General features: G+C 66.6%; 22 protein-coding genes, 1 pseudogene and 1 riboswitch. Of the genes and pseudogenes, 16 read left to right on the top strand and 7 right to left on the bottom strand.

Annotated elements, in window-relative coordinates; genetic code table 11:
- Positions 1-77 precede the first annotated feature (77 nt).
- The 4 genes from infC to ACAM58_RS09570 all read right to left on the bottom strand — a co-directional run bounded on the left by infC (position 78) and on the right by ACAM58_RS09570 (position 5004).
- Positions 78-698, bottom strand: a complete 621-nt coding sequence (gene infC / locus ACAM58_RS09585; RefSeq protein ID WP_080515731.1) for a translation initiation factor IF-3 — start codon at positions 696-698, stop codon at positions 78-80.
- Between the two features lie 104 nt (positions 699-802).
- Positions 803-2710, bottom strand: a complete 1908-nt coding sequence (thrS, locus tag ACAM58_RS09580) for a threonine--tRNA ligase (RefSeq protein WP_012747007.1) — start codon at positions 2708-2710, stop codon at positions 803-805.
- A gap of 295 nt (positions 2711-3005) precedes the next feature.
- Positions 3006-4325 carry an isocitrate lyase gene (aceA, locus tag ACAM58_RS09575; protein WP_012747006.1) on the bottom strand — a complete coding sequence of 440 codons (1320 nt, stop codon included), beginning with the start codon at positions 4323-4325 and terminating at the stop codon, positions 3006-3008.
- 247 nt (positions 4326-4572) lie between these two features.
- Positions 4573-5004 carry a gamma-glutamylcyclotransferase gene (locus tag ACAM58_RS09570; protein WP_259347632.1) on the bottom strand — a complete coding sequence of 144 codons (432 nt, stop codon included), beginning with the start codon at positions 5002-5004 and terminating at the stop codon, positions 4573-4575.
- Between the two features lie 36 nt (positions 5005-5040).
- Here ACAM58_RS09570 and ACAM58_RS09565 point away from each other — a divergent pair, with 36 nt between their 5' ends.
- Both ACAM58_RS09565 and ACAM58_RS09560 read left to right on the top strand, forming a co-directional pair.
- Complete coding sequence (locus tag ACAM58_RS09565; RefSeq protein WP_012747004.1) at positions 5041-5967, top strand: DMT family transporter; 927 nt, start codon at positions 5041-5043, stop codon at positions 5965-5967.
- Between the two features lie 155 nt (positions 5968-6122).
- A complete protein-coding gene (locus tag ACAM58_RS09560; RefSeq protein ID WP_012747003.1) occupies positions 6123-6566 on the top strand; it encodes an SWIB/MDM2 domain-containing protein in 444 nt (147 codons plus the stop codon).
- Between the two features lie 88 nt (positions 6567-6654).
- Here ACAM58_RS09560 and ACAM58_RS09555 read toward each other — a convergent pair whose 3' ends face one another.
- Positions 6655-8373 (bottom strand): thiamine pyrophosphate-binding protein, encoded by a 1719-nt coding sequence (locus ACAM58_RS09555; RefSeq protein ID WP_012747002.1) that lies wholly within the window; start codon positions 8371-8373, stop codon positions 6655-6657.
- A 93-nt stretch (positions 8374-8466) separates the two neighbouring features.
- On the opposite strand from ACAM58_RS09555, the gene ACAM58_RS09550 reads away from it, so the two are divergent.
- The 13 genes from ACAM58_RS09550 to arsC all read left to right on the top strand — a co-directional run bounded on the left by ACAM58_RS09550 (position 8467) and on the right by arsC (position 21125).
- Complete coding sequence (locus ACAM58_RS09550) at positions 8467-9123, top strand: TetR/AcrR family transcriptional regulator (protein WP_012747001.1); 657 nt, start codon at positions 8467-8469, stop codon at positions 9121-9123.
- Positions 9124-9280: 157 nt separating this feature from the next.
- On the top strand, positions 9281-10264 hold the full coding sequence (locus ACAM58_RS09545) for a tripartite tricarboxylate transporter substrate binding protein (protein WP_012747000.1): 984 nt from the start codon (positions 9281-9283) through the stop codon (positions 10262-10264).
- Positions 10265-10297: 33 nt separating this feature from the next.
- Positions 10298-11071, top strand: a complete 774-nt coding sequence (locus ACAM58_RS09540; protein WP_012746999.1) for an ABC transporter permease — start codon at positions 10298-10300, stop codon at positions 11069-11071.
- A 44-nt stretch (positions 11072-11115) separates the two neighbouring features.
- The gene (locus ACAM58_RS09535; RefSeq protein WP_369664356.1) at positions 11116-12135 is read left to right on the top strand and encodes an ABC transporter substrate-binding protein; all 1020 of its coding nucleotides are present in this window, start codon (positions 11116-11118) and stop codon (positions 12133-12135) included.
- A gap of 47 nt (positions 12136-12182) precedes the next feature.
- A complete protein-coding gene (locus tag ACAM58_RS09530; protein WP_012746997.1) occupies positions 12183-12962 on the top strand; it encodes an ABC transporter ATP-binding protein in 780 nt (259 codons plus the stop codon).
- A 9-nt stretch (positions 12963-12971) separates the two neighbouring features.
- The gene (locus ACAM58_RS09525) at positions 12972-14402 is read left to right on the top strand and encodes an enolase C-terminal domain-like protein (protein WP_012746996.1); all 1431 of its coding nucleotides are present in this window, start codon (positions 12972-12974) and stop codon (positions 14400-14402) included.
- 32 nt (positions 14403-14434) lie between these two features.
- Positions 14435-15598, top strand: coding sequence for a Gfo/Idh/MocA family protein (locus ACAM58_RS09520; protein WP_012746995.1), 1164 nt, complete (start codon positions 14435-14437; stop codon positions 15596-15598).
- Positions 15599-15614: 16 nt separating this feature from the next.
- Positions 15615-16802, top strand: coding sequence for a dihydrodipicolinate synthase family protein (locus ACAM58_RS09515; protein ID WP_012746994.1), 1188 nt, complete (start codon positions 15615-15617; stop codon positions 16800-16802).
- Between the two features lie 8 nt (positions 16803-16810).
- A complete protein-coding gene (locus ACAM58_RS09510; RefSeq protein ID WP_012746993.1) occupies positions 16811-17689 on the top strand; it encodes a sugar phosphate isomerase/epimerase in 879 nt (292 codons plus the stop codon).
- Between the two features lie 329 nt (positions 17690-18018).
- Positions 18019-19116, top strand: a complete 1098-nt coding sequence (locus ACAM58_RS09505; RefSeq protein ID WP_012746992.1) for a crosslink repair DNA glycosylase YcaQ family protein — start codon at positions 18019-18021, stop codon at positions 19114-19116.
- Positions 19117-19234: 118 nt separating this feature from the next.
- A riboswitch (FMN riboswitch) is annotated at positions 19235-19404 on the top strand.
- Between the two features lie 95 nt (positions 19405-19499).
- Positions 19500-20015 (top strand): 6,7-dimethyl-8-ribityllumazine synthase, encoded by a 516-nt coding sequence (locus ACAM58_RS09500; protein WP_012746991.1) that lies wholly within the window; start codon positions 19500-19502, stop codon positions 20013-20015.
- A 32-nt stretch (positions 20016-20047) separates the two neighbouring features.
- On the top strand, positions 20048-20731 hold the full coding sequence (locus ACAM58_RS09495; RefSeq protein WP_012746990.1) for a glutathione S-transferase family protein: 684 nt from the start codon (positions 20048-20050) through the stop codon (positions 20729-20731).
- Between the two features lie 10 nt (positions 20732-20741).
- Entirely contained in the window at positions 20742-21125 is a 384-nt protein-coding gene (gene arsC, locus ACAM58_RS09490) for an arsenate reductase (glutaredoxin) (protein ID WP_018902987.1), read from the top strand.
- 19 nt (positions 21126-21144) lie between these two features.
- On the opposite strand, the pseudogene ACAM58_RS09485 reads toward arsC, so the two are convergent.
- Positions 21145-21570, bottom strand: a pseudogene (locus tag ACAM58_RS09485) (TSUP family transporter); the annotation flags it as partial.
- 58 nt (positions 21571-21628) lie between these two features.
- Entirely contained in the window at positions 21629-22882 is a 1254-nt protein-coding gene (locus ACAM58_RS09480) for an MFS transporter (protein ID WP_012746987.1), read from the bottom strand.
- An 88-nt stretch (positions 22883-22970) separates the two neighbouring features.
- On the opposite strand from ACAM58_RS09480, the gene ACAM58_RS09475 reads away from it, so the two are divergent.
- A complete protein-coding gene (locus ACAM58_RS09475) occupies positions 22971-23813 on the top strand; it encodes a helix-turn-helix domain-containing protein (RefSeq protein WP_012746986.1) in 843 nt (280 codons plus the stop codon).

The following is a 23813-nucleotide window of genomic DNA, read 5'->3' as shown; positions in this document are numbered from 1 at the left end:
CCTTCTTGCGAAGCGCCGGCAGCGGCGAAATTCTTCATCAAACCCTGCTATCTCTACCCGCTGCCGTGGCAGCCTTTTCAGGCCGCCGCGGGCGCCGAAGCTTCCGAAGAAGCCGGTTTTGCGGCACCACCGCCGCCGCCCGGCTTCTTGCGGCCCGGCGCGATCATCATGATCATCTGCCGGCCTTCGAGCTTCGGAAACTGCTCCACGACGATCAGGTCGCCCAGCTCATCGCGGATCCGCTGCAGCAGCGCCAGGCCGAGTTCCTGGTGCGTGATCTCGCGGCCACGGAAGCGCAGCGTGATCTTGCATTTGTCGCCCTCTTCAAGAAAGCGCTTGATGTTGCGCATCTTGATGTTGTAGTCGCCGTCGTCGGTACCGGGGCGGAACTTGATTTCCTTGACCTCGATGACCTTCTGCTTCGACTTGGCCTCGGCCGCCTTCTTCTGCTCGTGGTACTTGAACTTGCCGTACTCGATCAGACGGCACACGGGCGGATTGGCCGCGGCAACGACCTCTACCAGATCCACGTCAGCCTCACCGGCGAGGCGCAAGGCCTCGGAGAGACTCATAACACCCAATGGCTCGTTTTCCGGGCCTACAAGGCGGACTTCCGGGGCCATGATTTCCCGGTTCAGGCGGTGTTGGCGTTCCTCGCGGTGGCGGCGGTCGCGAAATGCAGTAGCGATGGTCAGAATCCTTCAAAAATTGCTACAAAATCTGTAGCGGACGCCGGTCAGTCCTCGCGGACAAGCGGCATGATTTGGACGAGAAGCACATATGAGGGTGCTTCCGGGACAAATCAACGCTTGTCAGCAACATCCTGGACGAGCCGTTGCACGAACGATTCGAGGGACATTGCACCGAGGTCTTGATTGCCCCGGGCGCGCACTGCGACGGCACCAGCTTCTCTCTCTTTGTCGCCTACGACAAGGATGTAGGGAAGCTTTTGCAACGAATGCTTGCGTATTTTATACGTAATCTTCTCGTTGTGCAGATCCAGCTGGACCCTAAGCCCTTGATTCTGCAGCGTTTTCGCCACTGAAGCGGCGTAGTCGGCCTGGCCTTCGCTGATGTTGAGCACCGCCACCTGCACCGGAGCGAGCCATGCGGGCAGCGCGCCGGCATGGTGTTCGATCAGCATGCCGATGAAGCGCTCCAGGCTGCCGACGATGGCGCGGTGCAGCATGACGGGGTGCGCGCGGCCGCTCGTTTCCGTGACGTACTCGCCGCCCAGGCGCTCGGCCGTGTTGAAGTCGACCTGCATCGTGCCGCACTGCCACTGGCGGCCCAGCGCGTCCTTCAGCGTGTATTCGATCTTGGGGCCGTAGAAGGCACCGTCGCCGGGCGAGATGATGAAGTCGACGCCCGAACGGCGCAGCGCCTCCATCACCGCGTGCTCGGCCTTGTCCCAGAGCTCGTCGGAGCCCACGCGGTTGTCGGGGCGCGTGGCCACCTTGTAGAGGATTTCCGTGAAGCCGAAGTCGGCGTAGACCTTCTGCAGCTGCGCCGTGTAGGCCACGCATTCTTCGAGGATCTGGTCCTCCGTGCAGAAGATGTGGCCGTCGTCCTGCGTGAAGCCGCGCACGCGCATGATGCCGTGCAGCGCGCCGCTGGGCTCGTTGCGGTGGCACTGGCCGAACTCGCCGTAGCGCAGCGGCAGGTCGCGGTAGCTGCGCAGGTCGCTCTTGAAGATGAGCACGTGGCCCGGGCAGTTCATCGGCTTGAGCGCGTATTCGCGCTTTTCCGACTCCGTCGTGAACATGTTGTCGCGGTAGTTCTGCCAGTGGCCCGTTTTCTCCCACAGGCTCTTGTCGAGGATCTGCGGGCCCTTCACTTCCCAGTAGCCTGTGTCGCGGTAGATGCCGCGCATGTACTGCTCCACCGCCTGCCACAGGGCCCAGCCCTTGGGGTGCCAGAACACCACGCCGGGCGCCACTTCGTCGATGTGGAACAGGTCCAGCTCCTTGCCCAGCTTGCGGTGGTCGCGCTTCTCGGCTTCCTCGATGCGCTGGATGTACTGGTCGAGCTGCTTCTTGTCGGCCCAGGCCGTGCCGTAGATGCGCTGCAGCTGCTCGTTCTTGGCGTCGCCGCGCCAGTAGGCGCCGGCGAGCTTCGTGAGCTTGAAGACCTTCAGGAAGCGCGTGTTCGGCACGTGCGGGCCGCGGCACATGTCGACGTATTCCTGGTGGTAGTACAGGCCCATGGCCTGCTCGTCGGGCATGTCCTCGACCAGGCGCAGCTTGTAGTCCTCGCCGCGCGACTTGAAGACCTCGATGACCTCGGCGCGCGGCGTCATCTTCTTGACCACGTCGTAGTCCTGCGCAATGAGCTCGCGCATGCGCGCCTCGATGGCGGCCATGTCCTCGGGCGTGAAGGGGCGCTCGTAGGAGATGTCGTAGTAGAAGCCCTCCTCGATCACCGGGCCGATGACCATCTTGGCCGTCGGGTAGAGCTGCTTCACGGCGTGGCCGACCAGGTGGGCCGTCGAGTGGCGGATGATCTCCAGGCCCTCGTCGTCCCTGGGCGTGATGATCTGGAGCCTGGCGTCATGGTCGATGACGTCGCTGGCATCGACGAGCTTGCCGTCGACCTTGCCGGCCACCGTCATCTTGGCGAGCCCGGGTCCGATGGACTGGGCAACTTCGGCCACTGAAACCGGGCCGGGGAACTCGCGGCGCGAGTTGTCGGGAAGCGTGATCTGGATCATGGAAAACCTCGGGCGAAAAAACAAAAAGCGCGGTGACTGGCCGCGCTTTGCTTGGGATGAGAGCTGGCAGAAACCAGCGAGCGCGGGCTACCGGCCCTTTTCTTCGGAGACGAAGAAAAAGCCGCTGAATCCTTGCGGAGTAGTTCGCGGTGTCATAACCAAGGTGCCTTTCTCGCTCTTGTTGGGTGCAGAGGGCGCAATTCTATCCGCTGGCCGCCGAGCCCAAAAAAAAAGCCCGGCGCTCGGCCGGGCTCGAAGGTGACAGCGAAATCGTTGTGCTGGCGGATTCAGCGGATCAGTGGAACTGCTCTTCCTCGGTCGAGCCGGTCAGCGCCGTGACGCTGGACTTGCCGCCCTGGATGACCGTGGTCACCTCGTCGAAGTAGCCGGTGCCGACTTCCTGCTGGTGCGACACGAAGGTGTAACCGCGATCGCGCGCCGCGAATTCGGGCTCCTGCACCTTCTCGACGTAGGCCGACATGCCGCGCTGCACGTAGTCTTGCGCCAGATCGAACATGTTGAACCACATCGAGTGGATGCCGGCCAGCGTGATGAACTGGTACTTGTAGCCCATGGCGCCGAGCTCCTTCTGGAACTTGGCAATGGTGGCGTCGTCGAGGTTCTTCTTCCAGTTGAAGGACGGCGAGCAGTTGTAGGCCAGCATCTTGCCGGGGTGCACCTTGTGGACCGCGTCGGCAAACCGCTTGGCAAACTCGAGGTCGGGCGTGCCGGTTTCGCACCACACCAGGTCAGCGTAGTGGGCGTAGGCAATGGCGCGGCTGATGGCCTGGTCAATGCCCTTCTTGGTCTTGTAGAAGCCTTCGGCGGTGCGTTCGCCGGTGAGGAAGGGCTTGTCGTTCTCGTCGTAGTCGCTGGTGATGAGGTCGGCGGCTTCGGCGTCGGTGCGGGCAATCACGAGCGTCGGCGTGCCGCAGACGTCGGCGGCCATGCGCGCGGCGATGAGCTTCTGCACGGCCTCGGTGGTGGGCACGAGCACCTTGCCGCCCATGTGGCCGCACTTCTTGACCGAGGCGAGCTGGTCTTCGAAGTGCACGCCGCCGGCGCCGGCCTTGATCATGGCCTTCATCAGCTCGAAGCCGTTCAGCACGCCGCCAAAGCCGGCTTCGGCGTCAGCGACGATGGGCGCGAAGTAGTCGACATAGCCCTTGTCGCCCGGGTTCACGTTCTTGGACCACTGGATTTCGTCCGCGCGGCGGAAGGTGTTGTTGATGCGCTCCACCACGGTCGGCACCGAGTCCACCGGGTACAGCGACTGGTCGGGGTACATCGACGAGTAGGTGTTGGCGTCCGCGGCAACCTGCCAGCCCGACAGGTAGATGGCCTTCACGCCGGCCTTCACCTGCTGCATGGCCTGGCCGCCCGTGAGCGCGCCGAGGCAATTGACGTAGGGCTCGTTGTTCACCAGCTCCCAGAGCTTCTCGGCGCCGCGGCGCGCAAGCGTGTGCTCGATGGGGAAGGAGCCGCGAAGGCGAACCACGTCGGCGGCGCTGTAGCCGCGCTTGATGCCCTTCCAGCGGGGATTGGTGGCCCATTCTTTCTCGAGGGCGGCAATTTGCTGTTCGCGGCTCAATTGTTCGGTGAGGGTCTGGGGCATGGTCACTCCGTGAGGTTGGTTGAAAGGATCGGGCGCTGCGGCCGTGGAGCTACTCTAAACCGAAGCCAGACTCTTATGTCTTATAGAAGACATATTTTTAGTCCAGCAAAATCAATCACTTACAAAGACATTTCTCCATGCAAAATTATTTTTCTCATATTGAGAAAAAATATTGCGCCGCAGCAGCCGCTCTTTTCGCAATGTGCAATCGACCTTTCAGGCGTGAAAACGAAGCGCCGCGCACGCCTCAGCTGGCAGCGGCATGGGCCATCCAGTCGCCGCTGTCGATCACCGCGCGCCCCTCGATGCGCGATGGATGGATCTCGTAGACCAGGCATTCGAAACGCTGCGCACCTGCTGCCACGATCAGGTGGCGGCGGATGTATTCGCCGGAGCCGTCGTCGGCGACGCCCTCGAGCCGGTCGAGCTCGGCCTCCACCTGGGGCGCGACGCGGTAGATCTCGCCGAAGACGCGCCGCTGCCCGCCGAGCACCGCGCCGGGGTAGGCGCCGAGGTCGTACAGCGTGGCGGCAATGCTTGCGTCGGCCACGTGGACCGGCACGGGCCGATAGCGCGCGATGTCGTTGCGCCCGCCGCGGCGCAGGGTGCCGTAGACGAAGACGTGGCGCTGCGCGCCTGCGTCCGGCGCGACATCGGGCCCGGGAGATTGGGGCATCATCGAATCCATCGTTCCAACAACAAGCCGTCCAGTCTATTGAACACCGCTGCTCCCGCCAGCCGCCTGCTGGCCTATGGTTGCCTGGCCCTGAGCATGTCGCTCGTCGGCGGCTACGTCGCCCTCTCCAAGCCGCTGGTGGCGGCCTTCCCGGTGCTGTTGCTCGCCTGGCTGCGCTTCGGCATCGCGGCGCTCGCCATGCCGCACTGGCTGCGGCGCGCTCCGGGCGAACCGCCGATGAGTGCACGCACGCGCGGGCTGGTCTTTCTCGAATCGTTCCTCGGCAACTTCCTGTTCTCGATCTGCATGCTGTTCGGCGTGAGCCTGACCAGCGCGGTGTCCGCCGGCGTGATCATGGCTTCGATCCCGGCGGCCGTGGCGGTGGCGAGCTGGCTCTTCCTGCGCGAGCGCATCACGGTGCGCATCGGCCTGGCCATAGGCTGCGCTGCGATCGGCATCGGCCTGCTGGCCCTGACGCCCGCGCATGCACCGGCAGCGGGCGACAACGGCGCCGCCGCGCCTTCGATGCCTTGGCTCGGCAATCTGCTCGTGTTCTGCGCGGTGCTGTGCGAAACCGCCTATGCGGTGATCGGCAAGTCGCTCACCGGCCGGCTCGGCCCCAAGCGGATCTCCTCGCTCATCAACCTCTGGGGCTTCGTGCTGTCGATGCCCTTCGGCATCTGGTTTGCGCTGCAGTTCGACTTCACGGCGGTGCGCCTCGGAACCTGGGCACTGCTCGTGGTCTATGCGCTGGCCGCGAGCATCTGGACCGTGTGGCTCTGGATGACCGGATTGCGCCATGTGCCCGCTGCGCAAGCGGGCGTGTTTGCCGTGATGCTGCCCGTGAGCGCGGCCCTCGTGGGCGTGCTGGTGCTCGGCGAAAGCCTCTCCGCGGCGCAGCTGCTTGCGTTCGCTCTTGCACTCGTTGGCGTGGTGCTGGCGACCTGGCCCGCGCGCCGAAGCTGAAAACCACGGGTTCTCCCCTCTGAAAAAACAACAACTCCCAATGAAAAAACCGCTTTTTCCCTTGGAAACGCGTTTTTTCTCCTTTAGCATCCGCAATGCCACTGGAGACGCAAGTTTTTCATTGGTGACTGTTTAACCAAAAAAGGAAATCAACCATGGCAACTGCAAAGAAGGCTCCGGCCAAGAAAGCTCCGGCAAAGAAGGCCGCTCCCGCAAAGAAGGCTGCGGCTCCTGCGAAGAAGGCCGCACCGGCCAAGAAGGCGGCTCCCGCAAAGAAGGCTGCTGCTCCTGCGAAGAAGGCTGCACCCGCGAAGAAGGCTCCTGCAAAGAAGGCCGCTCCCGCCAAGAAGCGCACGCCCAACGCTGCGTTCATGAAGGCCCTGACCCCCAGCCCGGCACTCGCCGCCGTTGTGGGCTCGACGCCTCTGCCACGCACCGCAGTCGTGAGCAAGCTGTGGGACTACATCAAGAAGAACAACCTGCAGGACAAGGCCAACAAGCGCAACATCAACGCCGACGCCAAGCTGAAGGAAATCTTCGGCAAGCCGCAAGTGTCGATGTTCGAACTGGCCGCGCTGATCGGCAAGCACGTCAAGTAAGCACCCGGGGGCCCCGCGCTCCCGCATCAGAAAGCCGGCTCATGCCGGCTTTTTTTTCGCCTGTGGCAAGCGCGCGCCGCGGCTCTCTTCAGCCCCGCGCCTGCGCCGCCCGAGTGATCGACGCGAGCGTGCCGCGCGTGGTGATCACCTCCGGGTCCAGCGGGATCTCGATCAGCGTGCCCGTATCGGCCGCCAGCGCGCGCAGCAGCGCGGCCTCGAACTGCGCGGTTTCGGTCACGCGCTCGGCCGCGTAGCCGTAGGCCCGCGCGAGGCCGCAGAAGTCGGGGTTGCGCAGCGCGGTGCCGCTTTCGCGCTCGGGGTACTCGCGCTCCTGGTGCATGCGGATGGTGCCGAACATGCCGTTGTTCAGCAGCACGATGATGCTCTTGCCTCCGTGCTGCGCAGCGCTCGCGAGCTCTTGCCCGGTCATCAGGAAATCGCCGTCGCCCGCGATCGTGAAGGCCACGCGCCCCGTTGTCAGGTTGGCCGCAATGCCCGCCGGCACGCCGTAGCCCATCGCGCCGCTGGTGGGTGCCAGCTGCGTCTTGTGGCCCTTTGCGAGGCCGTGGTAGCGGAAGTAGCGGTGCACCCAGCTCGCGAAGTTGCCGGCGCCGTTGGTGATGGCCGCGTCCGGCGGCAGGTGCTTTTGCAACAGCGCGACCACTGCGGCCATGTCGATGGGGCCGCGCGGCGTTTCGGCCGGCATGCCGGCGAGCGGCTGCGGCTCGAGGTTCGCCTCGTAGTCCGCATGGGCCTGCAACGTCCATTCTTCCCACGGCAGCGTGGGCGGTGCGCTCAGCACCTCGAGGCTGCGCGCGGCGGCGCTCATGCCGGCGTTGATGGCCAGGTCGGCCTGGTAGACGCGGTTGAGTTCCTCGGCACTGGCGTGGATGTGCACCAGCTTTTGTTGGGCCTTCGGCGCCTCGAGCAGCGTGTAGCCGCCGGTGGTCATCTCGCCAAGGCGCGGGCCGATGGCGAGGATCAGGTCCGCGTCCTTCACGCGCTGTGCGAGCTTCGGATTGATGGCGATGCCGACGTCGCCCGCATACAGCGGATGGTGGTTGTCGAAAGTGTCCTGGAAGCGGAAGGCATTGGCCACCGGCAGCCGCCAGTTCTCGGCAAAGCGCTGCAGCGCCTGCGCGGCCTGCGCCGTCCAGCCGCCGCCGCCCGCAATCACCAGCGGCCGCTCGGACTTCAGCAGCAGCTCGCGCAGCGTGCGCAGCGCGCCCGGGTCGCTCCAGGGCTGCACCGCCTCCACGCGCCTGAGCGGCCGCGCGGTGGTCTGTGTGCGCAGCATGTCCTCGGGCAGCACCAGCACCACCGGCCCCGGACGGCCGTTCATCGCGGTGGCGAAGGCGCGCGCCACGTATTCGGGAATGCGGTCGGCGTCGTCGATGCGCTCCACGCGCTTGGCAAAGCCCTTGGTGCAGGGTCCGAAGAAGCTGCCGTAGTCGACCTCCTGGAAAGCCTCGCGGTCGCGGAAGTCGCTGCCGACGTCGCCGACGAACAGCACCATCGGCGTCGAATCCTGGAACGCTGTGTGCACGCCGATCGATGCGTTGGTGGCGCCCGGCCCGCGCGTCACGAAGCACACGCCCGGGCGCCCCGTGAGCTTGCCGTGCGCCTCGGCCATGAAGGCCGCGCCGCCCTCCTGCCGGTTGACGATGAAGCGGGCCCGCTCGCGGTAGGCATGAAAGCCGTCCAGCACCGCCAGGAAGCTCTCGCCGGGTACGCCGAACGCGATCTCCATGTCCTGCTCGACCAGGCATTCGACGATCAGGTGGCCGGCGGGTTGTGATGTACTCATGGGAAGTCGAACCTCAGCTGCAATGTCTCCGGCAATTATGTGCGCCCGCCTCCAATGCCTTGCGTTAATTCACCAATTGGTTAAATTCGCGCCATGAAGGCCCCCAAGGATTCCTCGCCCGAAACGGCCGAGCCGCGTTCGCGCGATGCCGACCGCTCGCAACTCGCCATCCTTGCGTCGGCGCGCGACGAGTTTGCCCAGCGGGGACTCGCCGGCGCACGCATGGACAGCATCGCCGAGCGCGCAGGCCTGAACAAGCGCCTCATCTACTACTACTTCGGCAGCAAGGACGACCTGTTCCTGGCGGTGCTCGAGCGCACCTACGCCGACATCCGCGAGGCCGAGCAGCGGCTGCACCTGGACGAGATCGACCCGGTCGAGGCGATCCGCCAGCTGGTCTCCTTCACCTGGCACTACTACCTGGAGCACCCCGAGTTCATCACGCTGCTGAACAGCGAGAACCTGCATTGCGCGGCGCACCTCAAGCGCTCCGAACGCATCCAGGAGATGAACTCGCCGCTGGTGCAGCTGCTGGACACGGTGCTCGAGCGCGGCCGGCGCGACAAGCTGTTCCGCGCCGGCGTGGACCCGGTGCAGCTGTACATCTCGATCGCGTCGCTGTGCTACTTCTATCTCTCGAACAACCACACGCTCTCGGCGATCTTCGGCCGTGACCTGCGCGCGCCCAAGGCCATGGCCCAGCGCCTGTCGCACATGACCGACCTCGTGCTGGGCTACGTGCTGCACTGAGCCCGCGGGCCCCTGCGGCCTCTCCAGACCTCCTTCGGGTATTCACTAGGCAGCGGCGGTTGACGCTGCGGCGCAGCCCTTCCTAAAATCGCTAATTCACTTATTGGTGAATTGATCGATTCAAGACAGCGGCCCCACCGCGCGGAGACAACCGACCATGAAGCAACTCGCACGCACCACCGCCCTTGCGGCGCTCACCTGCCTGGGCGCACTGCTGCCCGGCCTCGCATCCGCGCAGAACGGCTATCCCAGCAAGCCGATCCGCGTGATCGTGCCGTTTGCGGCCGGCAGCACCACCGACATCATTGCCCGCGCCATTGCCGACAAGATGAGCCAGAGCATGGGCCAGACGCTGGTCATCGACAACCGCGGCGGCGCGAGCGGCACCATCGGCCAGCAGGCAGTGGCCACGGCCGCGCCGGACGGCTACACGGTCATGATCCACTCGTCGTCGCACACGGTGAGCCCCTCCACCTTCGCCAAGCTGCCGTTCGACACGGTGGGCGACTTCGCCGGCATCACGCCGATCTCGTCGCTGCCCAACGCGCTGGTGATCTCGCCGGCGAAGAACATCAAGACGCTGCCGCAGCTTCTGGCCGCCGCACGCGCCAAGCCCGGGAGCATGAACTTCGCATCGGCCGGCCAGGGCAGCGCCACGCACCTGAACGCCGAGAAGTTCAAGATGGCCGCGAAGATAGACGCAACCAACATTCCCTTCAAGGGATCGGGCGAGGCCGTCACCGAGGTGCTCTCGGGCCGCGTCGACTACTACTTCTCGCCCATCGCGCCGGTGATCGGCCAGATCAAGGAGGGCCAGCTGCTCGCGCTCGCCGTCGGCTCGCCCAAGCGCGCCGCCGCCCTGCCCGACGTGCCCACCACCAGCGAGGCCGGCGTGCCCGGCTCGGAGTTCAATTTCTGGATCGGGATGATGGCGCCGGCCAAGACGCCGCGCGACATCGTCCACCGCCTGCACGACGAAGTGGCAAAGGCGCTGGCCACGCCCGAGGTGAAGGAGCGCTTTCTCAAGCTGGGCGCCGATGCCTGGACGCTCAAGCCCGAGCAGTTCGACGCCTACATCAAGGACGAGATCGCGAGCAATGCCCAGCTCGTGAAGGCCGCGGGCCTGTCGGTCCAGCAGTAGCAAGCCTCCGTCGACAAGCCCCGAGTCGTCTTCATGCTCCGCAAGCTCCTGCTTTCTCCGGCCCTGCGCCCGTTCCTCTTGATCCTGCTGCTGCTGGTGCTGTGGGACGTGGCGATCCGGCTCTTCAGGATTCCGGCCTACCTGATTCCACCGCCGTGGGAAGTGGTGAAGCAGCTCGTGGCCGAATGGCCGCGCCTGTTGGCCGAGAGCTGGAAGACCACGCTCGCCACGCTCGGCGGCTTCGGCCTGACGATCTTGATCGGCATACCGATTGCGATGGTCATCGCCTACTCGCGGCTGGTCGAGTCGTACGTGTACCCGCTGCTGGTGTTCTCGCAGAGCATTCCCAAGGTGGCGATTGCGCCTCTCTTCGTGGTGTGGTTCGGCTTCGGCATCTTTCCGAAGGTGATCAGTGCGTTCCTGCTGGGTTTCTTTCCGGTGGTGGTGTCGACGGTGATGGGCTTCAAGTCGGTCGAGCCCGACATGCTCGACCTGGCCCGCTCGATGGGCGCGAGCCGGCTGCAGACCTTCTTCAAGATCAGCCTGCCGCAGGCCATGCCCGCGATCTTCAGCGGCCTGAAGGTGTCGGTGACGCTGGCCGTGGTGGGTGCGGTGGTCGGCGAGTTCGTCGGCTCCAACTCGGGCATCGGCTACGTGCTGCAGGTGGCCAACGGCAACTTCGACCTGCCCCTGATGTTTGCCGCGCTCGTGGTGCTGTCGAGCATCGGCGTGATTCTTTTCGTCGCGGTCGACATCGTCGAGCGCGTGATGATTCCGTGGCATGCCTCGCAGCGCCACGCGAACTGAGTTCCTTTCTTCGTCATACCCAGAAAACTCCAGGAGACAACGTCATGAAGAAACTGCTTCCCTCGCTGCTCGCCATCTCGGTCCTTGCCGCGCTCGCCAGCTTTGCCATCGCTCCCGCACATGCGCAGGCCGACAAGCCCAAGGACAAGGACAAGGTCACGCTGATGCTCAACTGGTACCTGTACAGCGAGCATGCGCCCTTCTTCCTCGGCAGGGAAAAGGGCTTCTACGCCGACGAGGGCATCGAGCTGGAGATCCAGGAAGGCCGCGGCTCCGCCGTCACGGCGCAGGCGGTGGCCGCGAAGTCGGCGACCTTCGGCTACATCGACGTCACGACCATGATCAAGGCCGCCGCCAAGGGCGCGCCGCTGAAGTCGACCGGCGTGCTGTTCCAGGTGAGCCCGATGTCGGTCATGGGCTTCAGCGAGAAGAACATCAAGGTGCCCAAGGACATCATCGGCAAGACCGTGGCCGTCACGCCGGGCGACTCGATGTCGCAGATGTGGCCTCTTTTCCTCAAGGTCAACAACATCAAGCCCGAGCAGGTGAAGATCGTCTCGGGCGATGGCCAGACCAAGCTCAATGCGGTGATCAACGGCCAGGCCGACCTGCTGCTGGGCTACGTGATGGACCAGGCCATCAAGCTGCAGGACGCCACCGGCAAGCCCGTGACGCCGATCCGCTTTGCCGACTCGGGCGTGAACCAGATCAGCTCCGGCATCATCGCCAACAAGAACCTGCTGGTCGAGAACCCCGACCTCGTGAAGCGCTTCATGCGCGCATCGACCAAGGCCGCCGAAGCCGCCGAGAAGAGCCCCGAAGCCGCGGTCGACGCCATGCTCAAGGCCAACCCGAAGGCCGGCGTGCGCGACACGCTGATCGTGGGCATGAAGCAGAGCGTGGCGCTCTACCACACGAAGGAAACGGCCAACCAGCGCCCGTTCCGCGTGGCGATGAAGAACGTGAACGACTCGCTCGACCTGCTGGTGCAGTACGGCGGCATGGACGCCTCGACGCGCGGCAAGCCGGAAGACTACGTCACCCTCGACTTTCTCCCGAACTGATCTTTCGTCCGCGCGCCCGCTCGCTGTTGCCACCCCTCACGCACTCCATGTCCCAAGCCAACCTGATCGAAGCGCGCGGCGTCGCCAAAACCTACCAGAGCAAGGACGGCCCGGTCGAGTCGCTGAAGCCGCTCGACTTTGCCATCCGTGAAGGCGAGTTCGTCTCGGTCGTCGGCCCTTCGGGCTGCGGCAAGAGCACGCTGCTCAAGATGGTGGCCGGCCTGCTGCCGATCAGCGGCGGCGAGCTCACGCTGGCGGGCAAGCCGATCAAGGGGCCGCAGAAGGACGTGGGCATCGTGTTCCAGAGCGCGGTGCTGCTGCCCTGGCGCAGTGTGCAGGACAACATCCTGCTGCAGGCCGAGATGCGCCACCTGCCCAAGGCCGCCTCCGAGGCCCGGGCGCGCGAGCTGATGGAGATGGCGGGCCTCAAGGGCTTCGAGGGCAAGTACCCCTGGCAGCTTTCGGGCGGCATGCAGCAGCGCGCGTCGATCTGCCGCGCGCTGCTGCACGACCCCTCGGTGCTGCTGATGGACGAACCCTTCGGCGCGCTCGACGCGATGACGCGCGAGAAGATGAACCTGGAGCTGCAGCGCATCTGGATGGCCTCCAGGAAAACCGTGATGCTGATCACGCACAGCATCCCCGAGGCGATCTTTCTCTCGGACCGCGTGATCGTGATGAGCGAGCGCCCCGGCTCGATCGCCGCGGTCTACGACATCGACCTGCCGCGCCCGCGCACGCTCGACGTCATGGCCTCGGCCGAGTTCGGCGCCTACACCAAAGAGGTGCGCGCGCACTTTTTCTCGCAGGGCATCCTGGACCACTGAGCCGCACCCATGGACGCGCCCCGTTTCCACGTCGAGGAGATCCGGTTTGCCGAGCGCGACGTCGCGCTCAGGCTGCCGTTCCGCTTTGGCGCCGCCACCGTCACGGCCTGCCCGCAGGTCTACGTGCGGGCGCGCATCCGCTTCGAGAACGGCCGAACGGCCGAGGGTTGCGCAGCCGAGATGATGGTGCCCAAGTGGTTCGACAAGAACCCGGCGCTCACCAACGAGCAGAACTTCGAGCAGCTTCGCTTTGCGCTGCGCGATGCGCGCGAAGCCTATCTGGCCGAGGACGAAGCGCAGACCGCCTGGACGCACTTCGCATCGAACTACGCCGCGCTGCAGGCCCGCGCGAAAGCCAAGGGCCTGCAGGCGCTGGTGGCGAGCTACGGCCCCGCGCTGATCGACCGCGCGCTGATGGATGCGCTGTGCCTGCACACGGGCCAGAGCTTTGCCGCGGCGATGAGCGCCAACCTGTGCGGCATTGATGTTGCCGGCAGCGGGCTGGCCGACGATCTCGCGGGCTTCGGCATGTCCGGCTTCCTGGCCGGCCGATCGCCGCGCAAGAGCATCGCGGCGCGCCACACGGTCGGCCTGGCCGATGCCATCGACGACAGCGACCCGCTGCCCGATGCGCCGGCCGACGGCCTGCCCACCACGCTGGCCGCGGCGGTGCAACGCTACGGGCTCACGCATTTCAAGCTCAAGCTCTGCGGCCACACGGCGCAGGACATCGCGCGCCTGGAACGCATCGCCCGCGTGATCGACGGCCACGCGCAGCTCGTGACGCTCGACGGCAACGAGCAGTACGCCGATGCCGGCGACTTCGCCGTCTTCCTCGACCGCATGCTGTCGACGCCCGTGCTGTGGAGGCTCGCGCAGAAGACGGCCTTCGTCGAACAGCCGATCCGCCGCGACGCCGCCCTGCGGCGCGACGTGGCGGCGCTGGGCAAGCGCATTCCCCTGCTCATCGATGAATCCGACGCCATGCTCGATGCCTTCGTGCAGGCCCGTGCGCTGGGCTACACCGGCGTGTCGAGCAAGAGCTGCAAGGGCTTCTACAAGTCGGTGGTCAATGCGGCGCGCTGCGTGCACTGGAATGCTTCTGAGAAAGCGGACCGCTATTTCCTGTCCGGCGAAGACCTGACCATGCAGGCCGGCATCGGCGTGCAGCAGGACCTCGCGCTGGTCGGCTGGCTCGGCCTCTCGCATGTCGAGCGCAACGGACACCATTACGTCAACGGCCTTGCGGCCGTGCCCGAGGCGGAGCAGCAGGCCTTGCTGAAGCTGCATCCCGGCCTCTACGAACCGAGCGACGGCGCCGTGCGCCTCGCCATCTGCGGCGGACAGCTAGCCCTGTCGCCGCTCGCCACCGCGCCCGGCTTTGCCACCGGCAAGCCCGGCGCCGGCATCTCGTGGGACGCCATGCGTTCCGTCTATTGAAGCACCTCTCTCGCATCCCAAGGAAGAAAACGATGGCCACCCAACGACTCGGAATCATCATGCACGGCGTCACCGGCCGCATGGGCATGAACCAGCATTTGATCCGCTCCATCTGCGCGATCCGCGCCCAAGGCGGCGTCACGCTGTCGAACGGCGACAAGGTGATGCCCGACCCGATCCTCATCGGCCGCAACGCCGAGAAGATGGAAGCGCTCGCCAAGGCCCACAACATCGCGCGCTGGGGCACCGACCTGGACGCGGCGCTCGCCAACAACGACGACACGATCTTCTTCGACGCCGGCACCACGCAGATGCGCCCGACGCTGCTGGCCAAGGCGATCCGCGCCGGCAAGCATGTGTACTGCGAAAAGCCCATCGCCACCAATCTCAATGAGGCCGTCGAGATCGCGCGCCTGGCCGAAGGCTCGGGCCTGAAGCACGGCGCGGTGCAGGACAAGCTGTTCCTCCCGGGCCTGCGCAAGCTCGACATGCTGCGCCGCGCGGGCTTCTTCGGCCGCATGCTCAGCGTGCGCCTGGAGTTCGGCTACTGGGTGTTCGAGGGCGACCTGCAGCCGATCCAGCGTCCGAGCTGGAACTACCGCAAGGAAGACGGCGGCGGCATGATCCTGGACATGATGTGCCACTGGCGCTACGTGCTGGACAACCTGTTCGGCGAAGTGAAGTCTGTGTCGTGCATCGGCGCCACGCACATCCCCAGGCGCTGGGACGAAGCCGGCAAGCCGTATGAAGCCACCGCCGACGACGCGGCCTACGCCACCTGCGAGCTCACGGGCCACAACGGCGAGCCGGTGATCGCGCAGATCAACATGAGCTGGGCCACGCGCGTGCGCCGCGACGACCTCGTGACCTTCCACGTCGACGGCACCGACGGTTCGGCCGTGGCGGGCCTGTCGAGTTGCCGCGCCCAGTCGCGCGTGGCCACGCCGCGGCCGGTGTGGAACCCGGACGAGAAGCAGATGATGAATTTCTTCGACCAGTGGCAGGAGATTCCGGATTCGCAGGTCTACGACAACGGCTTCAAGATCCAGTGGGAGCACTTCATCCGCCACGTGGTGGAGAACGAGCCCTACAAGTGGACCTTGCCCGAAGGCGCCAAGGGCGTGCAATTGGTCGAGGCTGCGCTCGAATCGTGGAAGGACCGCCGCTGGGTCGACGTGCCTGCGCTGAAGGTCTGAAGAAGAAGCACAAGCCATGGCATTGACGCTGACCCTTCCCACCGCGAGCGGCGCGCTCGCGCCCTACGCCCTGCGCGGCATCGCGCCGGTGAAGCCCGATGCGGGCATCAAGTTCAACCGCATCGCCTACTCGGCCGCGCACGTGGTGGCCGACCCGCTGGCCGCGGTCGACCCCTGGCTGCAGGCCGCCGTCGACTGGGACGCGACCATCGCCTACCGTCGCCACCTGTTCTCGCTGGGCCTGGGCGTGGCCGAAGCCATGGACACCGCGCAGCGCGGCATGGGCCTGGACTGGCCGACCTCGCTCGAGCTGATCCGCCGCTCGCTCGATGCCGCGAAGGACGTGCCCGGCGCGCTGGTCGCCTCGGGCTGCGGCACCGACCACCTGAACCTCGACGAGGTCAAGAGCGTGGACGACGTGATCCGCGGCTACGAAGAGCAGATGGCGGCGATCGAGGCGCTCGGCGGCAAGCTGATCGTGATGGCGAGCCGTGCGCTCGCGCGCGTGGCCAGGAGCCCTGCCGACTACGAGCGCGTGTACGACCGCATCCTGTCGCAGGCCAGGCAGCCGGTGGTGCTGCACTGGCTGGGCGAGATGTTCGATCCGGCGCTGGCCGGCTACTGGGGCACGAAGGACACCGACGCCGCGATGGACACCGCGATCGGCATCATCGCGGCGCATCCCGACAAGGTCGACGGTATTAAGATCTCGCTGCTTGACAAGGACAAGGAAATCGCGATGCGCCGCCGCTTGCCAAAGGGCGTGCGCATGTACACGGGCGACGACTTCAACTATGCCGAGCTGATCGCCGGCGACGGCTTCGGCCGCGAGCCCACGCACGGCAAGAGCGACGCGCTGCTGGGCATCTTCGACGCCATCGCGCCGGCTGCGAGCGCGGCGCTGGGTGCGCTGGCCCAAGGCAATACGGAAAAATTCCATGCGATCCTCGGCCCGACGGTGCCGCTGTCGCGCCACATCTTTGCGGCGCCCACGCGCTTCTACAAGACCGGCGTGGTGTTCATGGCCTGGCTCAACGGCCACCAGAAGCACCTCACGATGGTGGGCGGCCAGCAGAGCACGCGTTCGCTGCAGCACTTCGCCGAGCTGTTCCGGCTGGCCGATGCGGCCAACCTGCTGGAGCAACCGGAGCTGGCGATGCGGCGCATGAAGACGCTGCTTGCGCTGCACGGCGTGGACAATTGATCGAAGCCATGCGCAACTTCTCGCAGAACCACGACTGGCTGTCGATCAACACCGCCACCATCCGCAAGCAACTGGGCGCCGAGGTGCCGCTCGACCGCATCATCGACCAGTGCGCCGAACGCGGCATCCGCGCGATCAGCCCCTGGCGCGACCAGGTGGCGGCCGTCGGGCTCGACAAGATCGCAAAGCAGCTGAAGGCGCATGGCATCGGCCTTTCGGGCTACTGCCGCGGCGGCTTCTTTCCGGCGGCGAATGCGGCGGGCCTCCAGGCCGCGCTCGACGACAACCGCCGCGCTATCGACGAGGCCAAGACGCTCGATGCGCCTTGCCTCGTGCTGGTGGTCGGCGCCCTGCCCGGCGCGCTCGAAGGCAAGCCCGCCTACAAGGACATCGCCCGCGCGCGCGGCGAGGTGCGCGACGGCATTGCCGCATCGCTCGAATACGCACGCGAAGTCGGCATGCCGCTGGCCATCGAGCCGCTGCATCCCATGCAGGCGGCCGACCGCGCCTGCATCAACACGCTCGAACACGCGCTCGACATCTGCGACGAGCTCGATGCGGGCAAGAGCGGCATGCTGGGTGTGGCGCTGGACATCTATCACGTGTGGTGGGATCCGAAGCTGCAGCAGCAGATCGCGCGCGCCGGCCGCGCGCGGCTGCTGGCGTACCACGTCTGCGACTGGCTCACGCCCACGCGCGACCTGCTCTCGGACCGCGGGATGATGGGCGACGGCGTGGTCGAGCTCAAGAAGATCCGCGGCTGGGTCGAGGACGCGGGCTTCGCGGGGTTCAGCGAAGTCGAGATCTTTTCGAATCTCGACTGGTGGCAGCGGGCCGGCAGCGAAACGCTCGACGTGTGTATCGAACGGCACAGGCAAGCCGTCTAGCAAAAGTATTCGGAGCTTTTGTTCGGGGCTCGTGCCCAGGCCACCGGGTACTCCCCTCCGCGAATGTCCCCCGCCTTCGGCTCCTCCTTTATTTCGCTGCGGGGAGCACCCGATGCCCTGGGCACAAGGCACGCTCTGGGTGCACAGCTGATCAACAACTGCTTCGTATAACGCTCCCGCCGATGGGGTGCCTTGCGCAGCGAAATAAATCAAGGGGGAGGCCGAAGGCCGGAGGACATTCGCGGAGCAAGGTACCCCGTCGGCGGGAGCGCGCCCTGAACAACAAGGCCCCTAAAACAGCAGCGCCCACTTGTGCTGCAATCCGCCCCATGGCCACCCCGACCCTCGACGACCTGCGCCGCTACGCCATCGCGCGCACCCTCTTCAAGCCGACCACGCTGCCGGGCGCGATCCGCCGGCTCGGCTTCGTTCAGGCCGACCCGATCCGCGCCCCTGCGCGCGCACAAGACCTGACCTTGCGCCACCGCGTGAAGGACTACCGCGCGGGCGATCTCGAAAGCCGCTACACCCGACTTGCCATTGAGGAAGACTGCCTCGTCAACTACGGCTTTCTGCCGCGCGAGCACCTGGCGCTGATGCATCCGCGCGAAGCCAGGCAGCCCTGGGACGCGGACACCCGCCGCAAGGCCGCCGACGTGCTGGCCTTCGTGCGCGAGCGCGGGCCCGTGCATCCGCGTGAAGTCGAACAGCACTTTGCACACGGCAGCGTCAAGAACTACTGGGGCGGCTCGAGCAATGCGACGACGCGGCTGCTCGATGGCCTGCACTACCGCGGCATGCTGCGCGTGGTGCGGCGCGACAGCGGCACGCGCGTCTACGAGGCCGTGACACATGTGCCCGCCGACGACAGCCCCGCCGGCCGCGCGCAGCGCGCCGCCGCGCTGATCGACCTGGTGGTGCGCAAGTACGCGCCGCTGCCGGCCGCGAGCCTGACGTACCTCGTGCGGCTGCTCGGCTACGGCGCGCCGCATCTGTCGGCGCAGACGCAGGCCGCGCTGCGCCTCGCACGCGACGAACGGCTCGCAAGCTGCCGCATCGACGGCACCACCTGGTACTGGCCCGGCGACGAGAACCCCGCCTCGCGGCGCCATGCACCCGATGAAGAAGTGCGCCTGCTCGCGCCCTTCGACCCCGTGGTGTGGGACCGCCGCCGCTTCGAGCTGCTGTGGGGCTGGACGTACAAGTTCGAGGCCTACATGCCGGCGCCGAAGCGACAGTTCGGCTACTACGCGCTGCCCCTGCTCTGGCACGAGCGCGTGATCGGCTGGGCCAACGTCACGGCGCCCGAAGGCCGGCTGCAGCCCGCGTTCGGCTACGCCGCCGGCAAGCCACCTCGCGATGCGCTGTTCCGCGCGGCACTCGACGACGAACTCCATCGTATGACGCAGTTCCTCGCGAAGCGCTGAGCCGTACGCACCCGCGCACGGCGAAAATCCCCGCGCCGCCGAAGGTCTGGCGCGCGGGCGACAACCAGCGCCGCCGTCCGCTCCTAGAATCGCACCGTCGTCCGGCATGCCGGACGGCAAGCGTTCTCAGGGCGGGGCGAAACTCCCCACCGGCGGTAATGGCGGCTTCTTCGAAAGAGGGGCCGCACGAGCCCGCGAGCGCCCAAGGCCTGCAATGGGCTGCGGGGTCAGCAGATTTCGGTGCAATTCCGAAGCCGACGGTCACAGTCCGGATGAAAGAGAGCGCGAAATGCGGGCCGGCCCGCGCGCCTTGCAATGGCGCGCATGCTGCCCTGCGGTTTCGTGCGCCCTGATTCAGGAAACCTGCTTTCAAGAGGCACACCATGAGTCAGATCAACGACCTTCCCCTTTCCGCCGTCAACGCGCCGGGCCAGCCGCGCGGCGAGCGCATTGCCTTTGTCGAGGCGCAATGGCATTCCGACATCGTCCACCAGGCGCGCGACGCCTTCCTTGCCGAGATGGAGCGGCTCGGCGTGGCGCGCGAGCTGATCGACATCTTCGACGTGCCCGGCGCCTTCGAGATTCCGCTGCATGCCAAGCGGCTTGCCAACTCGGGCAAGTACGCGGCCATCGTGGGCTGCGCGCTGGTTGTGGACGGCGGCATCTACCGCCACGAGTTCGTGGCCGGCACCGTGGTCAGCACGCTGATGTCGCTGCAGCTCGAGACCGACGTGCCGATTTTTTCGGCCGTGCTCACGCCGCACCACTTCCACGAGCACGTGGAGCACCGCAAGTACTTCCACCGCCACTTCGCCGTCAAGGGCACCGAAGTGGCCGAGGCCTGCGTGAAGACGCTCGAAGGCCTGAAGAAGGTCGACGCCTTGCTGGCCACTGCGTGACAAGCGGTACGCTGCTGCAGTAATCTGGGCGGATGACTTCTTCATCCGCCTCGAACGACCGCTACACCCTCTACGGCGCGCCCGGCTCGGGCGCGACGCCGGTCCATGCGGCGCTGACGCTGATCGGCGCGCAGGTCGAGACCGTCGATGTCTCGCCCTGGGAGAGCGACTCCGAGCGCGAGCGCATGTCGGGCGTCAACCCGATGCAGCAGGTGCCCGCGCTCGTGCTGCCGTCGGGCGAGTTGATGACCGAGAGCGCGGCCATGCTGATCTGGCTTGGCGACCGCTATCCGGAAGCCGGGCTCTGCCCCGCGCCCGGCGATCCGCTGCGTGCGCGCTACCTGCGCTGGATGGTCTACCTGCCGGCGGCCATCTACTCGCTGTTCTGGGTGCGCGACGAACCCACGCGCCTCACGCCCGACCCGGCCGCGCAGGCCGTGATGCTCGAACGCACGGCCGAGCGCATTGCGCACTGCTGGCACCTGATGGACACGCAGATCGACGAGCCCTCGCCCTATCTGCTCGGCGAGAAGATCAGCATGCTCGACCTCTACGTGACCGTGCTGTCGCGCTGGACGCCGCGGCGCAGGCGTTTCTACCGCGTGGCGCCGCGCATGGCGCAGGTGGTGCGGCGCGTGGATGCCGATCCGCGCCTGGCCGATTTCTGGGCGGCGCGCTTTCCCTTCACGATGGACCAGGAAACACAGAAAGACTGACGACGACACCATGGCCGCACGCACCCCGACCACCGACTACCCGATGACCATCTTCCACAAGCCCAACTGCAGCACCTCGCGCAACGTGCTGGGCCTGATCCGCGAGAGCGGCGTGGAACCCGAGATCGTCCTGTACCTGGAAACGCCGCCCTCGAAGAAGAAGCTGCGCGAGCTGGCCAAGGCCATGGGCCTGGGCGCGCGCGACCTGCTGCGCACCAAGGAAGCGCCCTACGAAGAACTGAAGCTGGCCGATCCGAAGTGGAGCGACGACCAGCTGTTCGACTTCATCGCCGCGAACCCGATCCTGCTGCAGCGCCCGATCGTCGTCTCGCCGCGCGGCACGCTGATGTGCCGGCCCTGGGAGCGCGTGCGCGAGATCCTGCCCACGGCCTGAACGCAGCAGCTGCCGCGGCTCAGCCGCGCTGCAGCAGCGCCGGCACCCCCGAGGCCAGCATCGCCACGCCCGAGGCGATCAGCAGGCCCAGGTGCAGCGCGAACGCCACTGCCAGCATCGAGAGGTTGAAGTTCTGGATCACCGCGCGCTGCGTGTCGCGCTGGAAGCCGCGCAGCGTGCACCAGAGCGTGGGAATGGTGCCGGAGAAGCCGCCGATGCCGGCCATGGCCCCGCCGATGGTGCCGGCGATGCCATCCGCGAAGCGTCCGCCGAAGGCGATCTTCGGCAGGTGCTGCGACATCAGCATCGCAGGGCACCACAGCACCAGCGGCACACCGAGGCAGACCTTGAAGAGCACGAGGTCGAGGTGCGGCAGCAGCCAGACGCCGAAGGGCACGCCGACCAGCCCACCAAGCACGAACGGCCACAGCACATGCCGGTCGAAATACAGGGCCTGCATGCGGTCGATGATATCGGCCGCATGCAGCGCACAGCCGCGGCTGTTACGCCGAGGCCGGCACCAGCGCCGTGCGGCGCACCCGCGTCACGTTGAAGGCACTGGCAATCAGCACGGCCTGCACCAGCGCCAGGCCGGCGATCACGCTCGCGTACTGGCCATGGTCCATCAAGCGGCCGAACACCAGCGGCGCGAGCGCCTGGCCGATGTCCAGGCCCGCATACACCACGCCGTAGACGCGGCCGGTGGCATTGGGCGGCGTCGAGCGCTTGACCAGCAGGTCGCGCGAAGGGCCGGCAACGCCCGAGACGAAGCCCATGGCGCCGAACAGCACCGGCACCATCACCGGCGGAAACTGCGCAAAGGCCAGCACCAGCGCCAGCGCGGCCGCCACCCCGAAGCCGATGCCCACGATGCGTTCGCAGCGCGACGGATCCGAGGCCAGGAAGCCGCCCGCCACCATGCCGGCCGCGCTTGCCACCATGTAGACCGTGAGGCACACCGCCACCAGCGCCACCGGCACCGCGTGCAGGTGGCCCGCCGCCGCCGGCGCGAAGGTCTGCACCACGCTGATCACGACGGCGTAGAAGAAAAAGAAGCCGAAGCACATCCACACGGCCGGAATGCGCAGGAAGTCGAACTCGCCGCCGACGGGTGCCGGCTCGCCATGCCCGGTGGCCTTGTGCACCGCCTTCACGTCCAGCGCCAGCACGCCGCGGTAGGCCCAGAGCACCAGCAGCACCACGATGGCCAGCGCACCGGCCGAAGCCAGCGCCACGCGCCATGAAAAAGCGATGGCGATCGGCACCACGAAGGCCGGCGCCAGCGCCCAGCCCAGGCTGCCGGTGATGCCGTGCACGCTGTAGGCGTGGCCCAGGCGGGTCGGCGCCACCTTGCGGTTGAAGAGCGTGTAGTCGACCGGGTGGAACACGCCATTGCCGATGCCGCCCACGACGGCGCACAGCAGCAGCATCCAGTAGCTCTGGGCCAGCGCATAGCCGAAGGCCGCCAGGGCCAGCGCGCCCAGCCCCACGAACAGCACCGGCCGCGGACCCAGCTTGTCGACGATGAAGCCCGAGGCCGCCTGCACGATGCACGAGACCACGAAGAACACCGTCAGCACCGCGCCCAGCTCGGTGTAGCTCACGTTGAACGCGTCTTTCAGCCAGGGGAACAGCGGCGCCAGGATCAGCTGGCTGAAGTGGCTGATGGCATGGGCCAGGCCGACCAGGCCGATGAGCTGTGCGTCGCCGCGCAAGCTGGTGGAGGGAGTGGCTGTCGGGGAGGAAGTGGAAGACATGGATTGCTACAAAAAACCGGGCAGGCACCGATGCTATGCCCGCTGGCCGCGGCAGAATGGCGATACAGCGACAACATTTGTCGAAACTATGCCAAGCGCCGTTTCACTCCCTTCCCCGGTCACCAGCGTCGCCTCGCTCACGCCGCATCTCTACGCACCCGACGCGGTCAGGCCGTTGCGCGCCAAGGAACATTTCCTGAGCGCCGACACCTTCGTCGAGCTGCACCAGCACCCGTGGCCGCAGCTCACTTTCTCGACCCGCGGCGTGATCCGGCTCAGCACGCAGGACGGCAGCTACATCGTGCCGCCCTCGCGCGCGGTCTGGGTGCCGGCCAACATGCCGCACAGCATCATGCTGATCGAGGACGCCGAGCTGCGCACCGTGTACCTGCATGCCTGGCTCGGCCCGCCGTGGGAGAAGTGCGAGGTGCTCGAGATCAGCCCGCTGCTGCGCGCGCTGATGCTCGCACTCGACACCACGCCCGACGGCCTGCCGCCGGCCGACCCGCACGCGCCGCAGCGCGAACGCATGATCGCCCCGCTGCTGGTGGACGAGCTCGAGCGCGCCACGCAGATCCGCATCGACGTGCCGCTGCCCTCCGACAAGCGGCTGCGCCAGCTGTGCGAGACGCTGCTGCGCAACCCGGCCGACCGCGCCACGCTGGCCGAGCGTGCCGCTGCCATCGGCGCCAGCGAGCGCACCGTGGCGCGGCTGTTCCGCGACCAGCTCGGCATGAGCTGGCAGCAATGGCGGCAGCAGGCCGTGATGGCGCATGCGCTGCCGCTGCTGGCGCGCGGCATGGCCGTGAGCCAGGTGGCGGCGGCCAGCGGCTATGCCACCGACAGCGCGTTCTGCGCCATGTTCAAGGCCGCCACCGGACGCTCGCCCACTTCCTTCCAGCACAAGAAGCGATCCGCCGCGCTCGCCTGA

Source organism: Variovorax sp. V116 (genome assembly GCF_041154435.1).
GTDB lineage: Bacteria > Pseudomonadota > Gammaproteobacteria > Burkholderiales > Burkholderiaceae_C > Variovorax > Variovorax paradoxus.
This window is presented reverse-complemented; position numbering and strand designations above follow the sequence as displayed.

Bases quoted from the DNA above. Each gene is read 5' to 3' on its own strand.
- ACAM58_RS09545 (WP_012747000.1), top strand. From the start codon at position 9,281: ATGAAGCAACTCGCACGCACCACCGCCCTTGCGGCGCTCACCTGCCTG.
- ACAM58_RS09570 (WP_259347632.1), bottom strand. From the start codon at position 5,004: ATGATGCCCCAATCTCCCGGGCCCGATGTCGCGCCGGACGCAGGCGCG.
- ACAM58_RS09535 (WP_369664356.1), top strand. From the start codon at position 11,116: ATGAAGAAACTGCTTCCCTCGCTGCTCGCCATCTCGGTCCTTGCCGCG.
- ACAM58_RS09480 (WP_012746987.1), bottom strand. From the start codon at position 22,882: ATGTCTTCCACTTCCTCCCCGACAGCCACTCCCTCCACCAGCTTGCGC.
- ACAM58_RS09525 (WP_012746996.1), top strand. From the start codon at position 12,972: ATGGACGCGCCCCGTTTCCACGTCGAGGAGATCCGGTTTGCCGAGCGC.
- aceA (WP_012747006.1), bottom strand. From the start codon at position 4,325: ATGCCCCAGACCCTCACCGAACAATTGAGCCGCGAACAGCAAATTGCC.
- ACAM58_RS09555 (WP_012747002.1), bottom strand. From the start codon at position 8,373: ATGAGTACATCACAACCCGCCGGCCACCTGATCGTCGAATGCCTGGTC.
- ACAM58_RS09560 (WP_012747003.1), top strand. From the start codon at position 6,123: ATGGCAACTGCAAAGAAGGCTCCGGCCAAGAAAGCTCCGGCAAAGAAG.
- ACAM58_RS09505 (WP_012746992.1), top strand. From the start codon at position 18,019: ATGGCCACCCCGACCCTCGACGACCTGCGCCGCTACGCCATCGCGCGC.
- ACAM58_RS09510 (WP_012746993.1), top strand. From the start codon at position 16,811: ATGCGCAACTTCTCGCAGAACCACGACTGGCTGTCGATCAACACCGCC.
- ACAM58_RS09530 (WP_012746997.1), top strand. From the start codon at position 12,183: ATGTCCCAAGCCAACCTGATCGAAGCGCGCGGCGTCGCCAAAACCTAC.
- thrS (WP_012747007.1), bottom strand. From the start codon at position 2,710: ATGATCCAGATCACGCTTCCCGACAACTCGCGCCGCGAGTTCCCCGGC.
- ACAM58_RS09495 (WP_012746990.1), top strand. From the start codon at position 20,048: ATGACTTCTTCATCCGCCTCGAACGACCGCTACACCCTCTACGGCGCG.
- arsC (WP_018902987.1), top strand. From the start codon at position 20,742: ATGGCCGCACGCACCCCGACCACCGACTACCCGATGACCATCTTCCAC.
- ACAM58_RS09520 (WP_012746995.1), top strand. From the start codon at position 14,435: ATGGCCACCCAACGACTCGGAATCATCATGCACGGCGTCACCGGCCGC.
- ACAM58_RS09500 (WP_012746991.1), top strand. From the start codon at position 19,500: ATGAGTCAGATCAACGACCTTCCCCTTTCCGCCGTCAACGCGCCGGGC.
- ACAM58_RS09475 (WP_012746986.1), top strand. From the start codon at position 22,971: ATGCCAAGCGCCGTTTCACTCCCTTCCCCGGTCACCAGCGTCGCCTCG.
- ACAM58_RS09515 (WP_012746994.1), top strand. From the start codon at position 15,615: ATGGCATTGACGCTGACCCTTCCCACCGCGAGCGGCGCGCTCGCGCCC.
- ACAM58_RS09540 (WP_012746999.1), top strand. From the start codon at position 10,298: ATGCTCCGCAAGCTCCTGCTTTCTCCGGCCCTGCGCCCGTTCCTCTTG.
- ACAM58_RS09550 (WP_012747001.1), top strand. From the start codon at position 8,467: ATGAAGGCCCCCAAGGATTCCTCGCCCGAAACGGCCGAGCCGCGTTCG.